This window comes from Oleiphilus sp. HI0080 (genome assembly GCF_001635135.1).
In genome coordinates, this window is the sequence record NZ_LWFU01000179.1 from 1 (window position 1) to 426 (window position 426).

The 426-nt window shown below is 40.1% G+C and carries 1 protein-coding gene; it reads right to left on the reverse strand.

The window, feature by feature from the left end; translation table 11 throughout:
* Positions 1-426: AMP-binding protein (locus A3751_RS01975; protein WP_156492195.1), on the reverse strand; the 426-nt coding region annotated here is incomplete at both ends.

Here is a 426-nt window from a genome sequence, read left to right on the forward strand (position 1 = left end):
ATCGTATCTTTAAGAGGTAGACCTACAGTTCCAATTTCTTCCTGCCCGGGAACATTAAGACATAAAGCTGCACTGGTTTCAGATAAACCATACCCTTCAGAAACGGTGCAACCCGTTAACTTATACCATTGCTCAGCAGCACTCGTAGTCAGTGTTGCCCCGCCTGATATGGTTAATTTCAAGTTTGAAAAGTCGAGCGATCTAAAACCTGAGTGATTACTTAACCCTACCAACAAGGTATTAATGCCCGAAAAGGTCGTAAATTTATAAGGCTTAATCGCTTTAACAAAGGCATCGAGATCCCTAGGATCGGGAATCAACACACTTAAATTTCCCTGCAAAGCAAACACAATAAGATTTACGCTAAAAGCATAAACATGGTATAGAGGCAAAGGTGCTATAAATATTTCATGACCTGGTTTACAT